The 7,163-nt window shown below is 47.8% G+C and carries 7 protein-coding genes and 1 pseudogene; 3 read left to right on the top strand and 5 right to left on the bottom strand.

The genetic code is table 11. The features are described from left to right. Positions 1 to 61 precede the first annotated feature (61 nt). Positions 62 to 925: pseudogene (locus C1I60_RS13970) on the bottom strand (protein prkA); the annotation flags it as partial. A 281-nt stretch (positions 926 to 1,206) separates the two neighbouring features. Between C1I60_RS13970 and C1I60_RS13965 the strand changes: the two are divergent. Then, complete coding sequence (locus C1I60_RS13965; protein WP_137062227.1) at positions 1,207 to 2,037, top strand: DUF2161 domain-containing phosphodiesterase; 831 nt, start codon at positions 1,207 to 1,209, stop codon at positions 2,035 to 2,037. 119 nt (positions 2,038 to 2,156) lie between these two features. Here C1I60_RS13965 and C1I60_RS13960 read toward each other — a convergent pair whose 3' ends face one another. Further along, on the bottom strand, positions 2,157 to 3,410 hold the full coding sequence (locus C1I60_RS13960; RefSeq protein WP_137062226.1) for an aminotransferase-like domain-containing protein: 1,254 nt from the start codon (positions 3,408 to 3,410) through the stop codon (positions 2,157 to 2,159). Between the two features lie 50 nt (positions 3,411 to 3,460). Then, positions 3,461 to 4,117: a response regulator transcription factor gene (locus tag C1I60_RS13955; RefSeq protein ID WP_137062225.1), complete on the bottom strand. Its 657-nt coding sequence runs from the start codon at positions 4,115 to 4,117 to the stop codon at positions 3,461 to 3,463. A 283-nt stretch (positions 4,118 to 4,400) separates the two neighbouring features. Here C1I60_RS13955 and C1I60_RS13950 point away from each other — a divergent pair, with 283 nt between their 5' ends. Continuing rightward, positions 4,401 to 4,808, top strand: a complete 408-nt coding sequence (locus tag C1I60_RS13950) for a hypothetical protein (protein ID WP_137062224.1) — start codon at positions 4,401 to 4,403, stop codon at positions 4,806 to 4,808. After that, positions 4,805 to 5,872, top strand: coding sequence for a phosphodiester glycosidase family protein (locus tag C1I60_RS13945; RefSeq protein ID WP_137062223.1), 1,068 nt, complete (start codon positions 4,805 to 4,807; stop codon positions 5,870 to 5,872). The genes C1I60_RS13950 and C1I60_RS13945 overlap by 4 nt, the downstream gene beginning before the upstream one ends. Positions 5,873 to 5,970: 98 nt before the next feature. Here the strand turns inward: C1I60_RS13945 and C1I60_RS13940 are convergent, their stop codons facing one another. Both C1I60_RS13940 and trmL read right to left on the bottom strand, forming a co-directional pair. After that, positions 5,971 to 6,216 carry an AbrB/MazE/SpoVT family DNA-binding domain-containing protein gene (locus C1I60_RS13940; RefSeq protein WP_014280616.1) on the bottom strand — a complete coding sequence of 82 codons (246 nt, stop codon included), beginning with the start codon at positions 6,214 to 6,216 and terminating at the stop codon, positions 5,971 to 5,973. A 371-nt stretch (positions 6,217 to 6,587) separates the two neighbouring features. Next, positions 6,588 to 7,052: a tRNA (uridine(34)/cytosine(34)/5-carboxymethylaminomethyluridine(34)-2'-O)-methyltransferase TrmL gene (gene trmL, locus C1I60_RS13935; RefSeq protein WP_137062285.1), complete on the bottom strand. Its 465-nt coding sequence runs from the start codon at positions 7,050 to 7,052 to the stop codon at positions 6,588 to 6,590. Between the last annotated feature and the right edge of the window lie 111 nt (positions 7,053 to 7,163).

Here is a 7,163-nt window from a genome sequence, read left to right as displayed (position 1 = left end):
CGTTAACTTAAAGGCCAATTTAGCCAAGCTCAATTTTTTAGTATTATCATAAAACATACTATTCATCTGCACTGATTAACGCAAAACGCCCCGCTTTAAAATTACCCTCCTGGGTCAGAGACAGCAAATTCCACAAAAACTTCTCATCGCATTTCAGCATCTCCTGAAACTCCATCAGTCCACGGTTGGCTTTGTTCAATTCTCCGTCAAAACGATACGCACGCGGATCGGATTCCGAGCCATACTCCGTAATCGTAGAAAAGTCGATACTGCCCGTCAAATCAGCAATATCCTGTGATTTCGGATCCGAAGGACTGAACGTGCCGATGCCGATCCGATTTTCTTCCGATATAAACACCCGCTCCACGCGGACCTTTTCAATATCTCCTTCAAATTCTGTACGCAATCTCATCTGGCAGGATGGGCACAGATTGCCTTCAATTCGTACGCCAAGCTCCTTCTCAAAATCCGGACGCAGTTCATGAGGGATGAGATGAAGCGGATCTTCGTGCATGGGGCAGCCTTCAATGGCGTACACCGCCCCCTGATCCGTTCTCGAAAATTTCTCCAGACCACGTTTTAGCAAGGTGACCAGTGTCGATTTCCCCCCACTGACGGGTCCCATCAAGAGAAGAATACGTTTGCGCACATCCAGTCGCCGAGCTGAGGAATGGAAGTATTCCTCCACCAGCTTTTCCAGCGCCCGATCCAGCCCAAAAATCTCCTGCTCGAAAAATTTATATCGCTTATGTCCCCCGACCTCTTCTACACCAAAAGATTCAATCATCTTGTAAACCCGTGCATGAGCGGTCATCGCCGGCGTCGGGTCTTTCTTGAGTATCTCGATATACTCTCTAAAAGTGCCGCTCCAGGCCAGACGGTTGTTTTCCGCCCGGTACTCCGCAACGCGTTCAAAAATATTCATGCTCGGTTCCTCCCATGACTGCGTAATGACTATCCTCCACTCTGGATGGTTAATGGCTTCACTCGTCACGCCTTTCAGGATATGATGCAATCCTCTTAAAAAAAGTGTAATACATACCTATGCAGATTGAGTTCAGAATTGACCTTTTTTTGTGACAGGTTCCTCTGCTTTTTCGAAAAACAGAGAGATACACTGTGCTAAAATAAACAACAACGACGCGGAACTGACACATTATGGTGCAATAAAAGCTCGGAATAATGGGATAAAGGAGCGAGAGAAGCATGGCGGTTCGGCATGAGACAGAGCTGTACGCTCCGGTCAAAGCCTTTTTTGAGAGCTTGGGATATGAAATCAAGGGAGAAGTGCGTAACTGCGATTTGGTAGGTATAAAACCGGAACAGCAGGAGCCACTGATTGTGGAGATTAAAAAGACGTTCAATCTGGCGCTTGTGCTGCAAGGCATGCAGCGCCTGAAGCTAAGCAGCAATGTATATGTGGCGGTGGAACGAAACCGTGCGAAAAAAGGGGCTGTCAATCAGCGCTGGAGCGAGCTGGTCGGACTGTGTCGCCAGTTGGGACTCGGCTTGCTCACCGTCACCCATTACAAGACCAAGCCGCCGCTCGTTGAGGTGCTTTGCAAGCCTGCGGGCACGAGCGGTGGTAACCGCAAAACAGTGACACCCCGCACCGGCTCGCGCAAGGAAAAGCTGCTGCGAGAATTTCACGCGCGCAGCGGCGACCACAACACCGGCGGCAGTACCCGGCGCAAGCTGGTCACGGCCTACCGGGAAAAGGCGCTGCGCGTAGCCGCGGCCTTGCAGAATCTGGGGGAAGCCGCACCGGTGCAGCTCGCCCGTACAGCAGCCGTCAGCGGGGCCGCAGCCGTGCTCCAGCGCAACTACTACGGCTGGTTTGAGCGCGTAGCCCGTGGCCGCTACAGGCTGACCCCGTTTGGCGAGGTTGCCCTGAGCGAGTATGCGGCGGTACTGCAAGAGCAAGGCGCCGAAACGGGCGCTGGCAAGGCTGTAGAGCTAGATGACGGCGGCGGACAACGGCGAATCGCGGAAGCGTCAGCCGCGTACTCTGCCACTACGAATGCGGAGGATCACTGAGAAGCCCGCCACTTACTTCTGGCGCTCCAATGCAGACGATCACTGAAAAACCTACCTCTTACTGTTCGCACTACGAATGCCGGAAGCTCTGCTGTAGCAAGCAGAGCATTCGGCCCTAGCTAGCTTCGCGCAGTAAATTCACTGATCGTCTCACCGATCAAATTCATGCCCATAAGTAACTGCTCGCGGCCCGGATGGCTGAAGTTCAGGCGGATATGGGACGCGCCTTCGCTGCCAACCGCACATAACTCTCCCGGCATAAAGGCTACACCCTTGGGTAAGGCCGCCTTTAGCAGCAATGCGCTATCCAGCCCATCGGGCAACCGAACCCACACATACATGCCGCCAGACGGAATATGGTACATCACATCTCTCCAAAATGGACGCTTGAGCAGCTCCAGAATTAATTGCAGACGTGTCGAGTACTCTTTGTTCAGCATGGCTAAATGCTCGTGCCATTGAAAACGCGAGCTGGTCAGCAACTGGAACAGGAGCCGCTGGTTCATCGTACTGGACTGCATATCGGCCAACTGCTTCAAAGCGTACATACCTTCGATCAGCGGGGCGGGGCCTGCCGCCCATCCAGTTCTCAATGCGGGCGCAACCGTTTTGTTGAATGAACCGATATATAGCACCTGACCTCCCTGTCCCGCATGATCCAGCGCGAATAGCGAAGGATAGGCTTCTGCAAATTTCCGGCTTTGCCCATGCGGGCTCTTGTCGCCGGATTCATTTTTTTGTTTAAAATGCAGCTCCCCGTAAGAGTCGTCCTCCACGATCAGCACCTGATGGCGCCTGCACAGCTCCAAAATTTCCTGACGTCTTGCCGCGCTCCATAAGGAACCGGTCGGGTTCGTAAACGTGGGTGTGGCAAAAAAAAGCTTGGGATGATGGCGAATGATTAAGCCTTCAAGCTGATCCAGACGCACACCTTCTCCATCAGATTCAACGGGAACGATCTGCGCTCCTTGCATTGAGAGCACTTGCAGACACCCGGGCGACGTCGGATTTTCGACTAACACTGGGTCGCGTTCATCCACCATCAGCCTTATAATCAGGTCAATGGCCTGCTGACTACCTGTTGTCAGGAGAATCTGACCTGGTGGCACTCTAACTCCTTTGCGCTGTTCCCACTCTCCTGCAAGCCACGCCCGCAAAGGAAAATAGCCCTCCGGTTCACCATACTGGAGGGCGTCAGGGCCAGAACCAAATACATCATGAGCCGCTTCTTCCAGCAGCTTCACCGGAAACAGCTCTTGTGCAGGCAATTCTTCAGCCAAAGATATAAAGGAGTGTCTTCTCGCATTTTCCCGGATATGACGCACTGGAGAAGCCAACATTGCAGCAGTTCGTGAAGCAAAGGAATATTGCATGAACATCCTCCTTCTCCTGAAAAATTGGCTCACGACCTCCGGGTTGCGCGTCAGGCATACAGTTGCTTCGCTTGACGCGCATACAAGGCATAACGTTCAATCGCCTGCGCCCGGCTGGACACGCCCAATTTCGCATAAATTTTACGTAAATAATTATCAATGGAGCGCCGACTGACTTCGATCTCGATAGCAATTTTGTCATATGTAATTCCTTGCACAATACGTTCCATAATAAAAACTTCGGTCTGTGTCAATTGGTCAAAAGGCTCAGAAGCCATGAGGGGCATAAAAGGCCAATTTCCACAACGAATCCAATCCATCGGTAACGAAGCAAATCCTTCGCGCAAACCGTTGATCAGATGGATCAACTGGCTTGGTGACGCCTGTTTGGATAGCATTCCATTCGCTCCCAGCGAAATCAGCTGTTGGAACAGCGTAATATTATCCTCATCCGTCATAATAACAATATGGCTGTCTGGAGACAAGGCCCGTATTTGTGTTAGGAACGGTTCCGCCGTTCCCTCAGGCAACCTATAATCCATTAAAATGATTTCCGGCCGAATGGAGCAAGCCAATTCCAGACCTTCCGTCCCGGAGGAGGACATCCCTCTGACAAGCAAATCCTGCTGGTCTTCCAAAATAAGCTTTGTTCCAAGCATACTTGTAGGATGGATGTCTATGATGACCACCTGCCATACTTTTCTCATGTCTAAACCTCCTGATTTCACAAAAAAATACTTAAAATACATAGTTAGCGAAGTTGAATCTATAATTTGGGGTTCCATATGTAGAAATTGCGCAAATATGAACGTATAAGAAGCGAAAATCGTTTAAGGAAATTGTATCCTAGGACTTCCTTACGATGCAATCTCTTTTTCCAAATAATTTTATGCATCTATTTCGCTTTTGCGAAATAAATAGGCCCATGATAGAATTGGAATTGCAAAATAAAGACTGGAAATTTGATTTTACATAGGAGTTGAAAATCGCATGCAAGCTTCACCTGAACACCCTCCTGCCGAATCCCGGAGGGGCACTTCAAGAAAGGGGATGCCCGTTAAGGCTTTTCTTCTATTTTGGTTCCTGCTTATTATACTAGGTGCTCTCGCAACCTATCTGTACAGCAATCATTTGAAGCAGGAAATGCTGAACGAAATGCAAACCCATACGAACCAGCAGATTCAAGCGCTTAAAACCGACTATGAAAAACAGTTGACTGCGCTTACCAAGGAAGTTAACGGATTAGAGGGCAAAGTGCAGTCCTTCAATGAACTGCTGACCTTTACCAAGGATAATGCAAACAATAAAACCGACAACAGCAATAAGCTCTACACCCAACTGAACGAAGTTAAGCAGCAGCTCAATACACTTCAGAAAAAAATGGACCTGCTGAAATGAATATGGATACAAAACAGGTAAATCGTTTCTTCATGTTGGCCCTTGCTCCTTTTATCGGTTTGTTGGGGTGCGTTTTGTTAATTCATCCCACATTTAGTTTTTCGGATCCTACTGTCCCGAGTCTACAAAAAACGAAGGTCGTTCTACAAACGCAATCAGTAGGCAAGCAGCTCGATGAAGCCAAACAAACGGCAACGTACACCTTGTCTACTATTCGCCGGACATCAGAACTGTACAAGCAAACGACCCAAACGATGAACCAGCTTGTCCAAACATCCTCCATCCAATCCAAACGTCCCGAAAAAATCTATGGTCGACGCATCACCGCTAAGCTCGGGGTTCCCTATGAGCGGGTAGACAGCAACCGGATTACTATTGAATTATTTAAGGTGAACCCGGGGATTTATCATGGCTATGCCATGAAGGTCAAACTTAAGGATCCTGCCGCTATGAAAATGTCTCTGGGGAGTGACAAATTGGGCGGCTCCGAAACGACCATGCGTGCTGTCTTGAGACATGGAGCCGTCGCTGGCATTAATGCAGGCGGCTTTGCGGATGGAGACGGCAAACGCTATCCATTAAGCACTACTGTCATGAACGGTCATTACCTGACTGGCTTTCAGTCCAGCTTTAAGGATTTATCCTTCGTCGGATTGAACAACACCGGCAAGCTCATCGGCGGCAAGTTTTACAGTCAAAGCGCTCTGGACAGCCTAAAGCCTGCCTTTGGAGCTACCTTCGTTCCCATACTGCTGCAAAGCGGCCAAAAGATGCCGATTCCGGATAAATGGAAGATATCGCCTAAACGAGCGCCACGTACAGCCATCGGCAACTATAAAGATGATCAACTGCTCATTATTGTCGTAGATGGCTACAATGAAAGCGGAGGTTCAGGTGCAACACTGGAAGAACTACAAGGAAAAATGCACAATCTCGGCGTTCAGAATGCTTATAATCTGGACGGGGGCGGCTCCTCCTCACTCATCCTGAACGGTCGGGTCGTGAACAAGCCGTCGGATGGCAATCTGCGTCCGGTCCCTACTCATTTTTTGTTCTATAAATAGGAGCTTATCGTTTATAAGCATGCAAACTACGCTTGCTCACTTATACTCTATAAGAAAAAAAGCATCACGAACGAATGTCGTGATGCTTTTGCCCCATTTTAGGAGTACTGTGTCATTTCAGTCAAGCATTGAGCACAAATATAACGGTCTTTAAAATTGTTCACTTGCTCAACTGATCCACAAAATACACATTTCGGACGATAACGCTCCAAAATAATATGGTCACCCTGTACCAAAATTTCGACAGGATCTCCCTCATTCATTTGATATCTTTTGCGCAGTGATTTGGGCAAGACTATTCTCCCCAGCTGATCAACTTTACGCACCACACCGGCAGGTTTCATCGTGATCGTACACCTCTCTTATTCATTATGACTTGCATTTTTCTTCCCTGCGAAAAACTAGGTACAAAGACACTATTCTTTATGTAGTATTCGCTGTCTTTTTGTCGAATCCTGCTGACCACAGGAAATTTTATTACATTTTTTCATAAAATCTTGAACCATATCAAAGTATGGTACAGAATGTCTATAATATTTTTATCGACCGGAATGTCCATTATCATTAGCTTTATCTGTGGATTTTACAAATTACTGAATATAACCTTATTTTCAAGCCCTACAGCGGGTTTGTCTGAACAACAGATACGCGAGGCTTGATTAGCAACTAAGGTCCTGGTTCTTTATTCGCACTTATACTCACTCACTTGGTAAATTCACGATAAACCTGGAAAATCCATTTGCCGCAACGCTTCATATACGATAATTGCAGCGGAATTCGACAAATTTAGCGATCTTACTTTATCTGACATAGGCATCTTGATGCATGTATCCGGGTTGGCAGCCAGAAGCTCGGGAGGCAGTCCCTTCGTTTCTTTGCCAAATACCAGAAAGTCTCCATCCTGAAATGCAATATCACTATAATGCTGATTTGCCTTCGTCGTGGCATAAAAAAAGCGGCCTTTCTGATACTTCTCCTGCACCTCATTAAAAGATTCATGGTATTCAATGTGGACCGCATACCAGTAATCAAGTCCAGCACGTTTTAACGTAGCATCGTCGGTACGAAAGCCCAGCGGCTTCACCAAATGCAGATGTGTTCCGGTAGCAGCACACGTTCTAGCAATATTCCCTGTGTTAGCCGGGATCTCCGGCTCAACAAGCACAATATGTAATGGCATCATGTTTCGTTCCCTTCATTTTTTGAACTGAAAAAATGTACACATTCGAATCCATTTCATAATACCCTCAGTAGCTTTAATCAAGAGTACATATAGATCAAAATGGTTTAG

The organism is Paenibacillus terrae (genome assembly GCF_005217525.1).
GTDB lineage: Bacteria > Bacillota > Bacilli > Paenibacillales > Paenibacillaceae > Paenibacillus > Paenibacillus terrae_C.
The sequence above is the reverse complement of the archived record's forward strand: the minus strand, read 5'-3'. Positions and strand labels throughout refer to the sequence as shown.

Excerpts from the sequence above, each read along its gene's own strand:
- C1I60_RS13965 (WP_137062227.1), top strand. The coding sequence starts at position 1,207 with ATGGCGGTTCGGCATGAGACAGAGCTGTACGCTCCGGTCAAAGCCTTT.
- C1I60_RS13960 (WP_137062226.1), bottom strand. The coding sequence starts at position 3,410 with ATGCAATATTCCTTTGCTTCACGAACTGCTGCAATGTTGGCTTCTCCA.
- C1I60_RS13955 (WP_137062225.1), bottom strand. The coding sequence starts at position 4,117 with ATGAGAAAAGTATGGCAGGTGGTCATCATAGACATCCATCCTACAAGT.
- C1I60_RS13950 (WP_137062224.1), top strand. The coding sequence starts at position 4,401 with ATGCAAGCTTCACCTGAACACCCTCCTGCCGAATCCCGGAGGGGCACT.
- C1I60_RS13945 (WP_137062223.1), top strand. The coding sequence starts at position 4,805 with ATGAATATGGATACAAAACAGGTAAATCGTTTCTTCATGTTGGCCCTT.
- C1I60_RS13940 (WP_014280616.1), bottom strand. The coding sequence starts at position 6,216 with ATGAAACCTGCCGGTGTGGTGCGTAAAGTTGATCAGCTGGGGAGAATA.
- trmL (WP_137062285.1), bottom strand. The coding sequence starts at position 7,052 with ATGCCATTACATATTGTGCTTGTTGAGCCGGAGATCCCGGCTAACACA.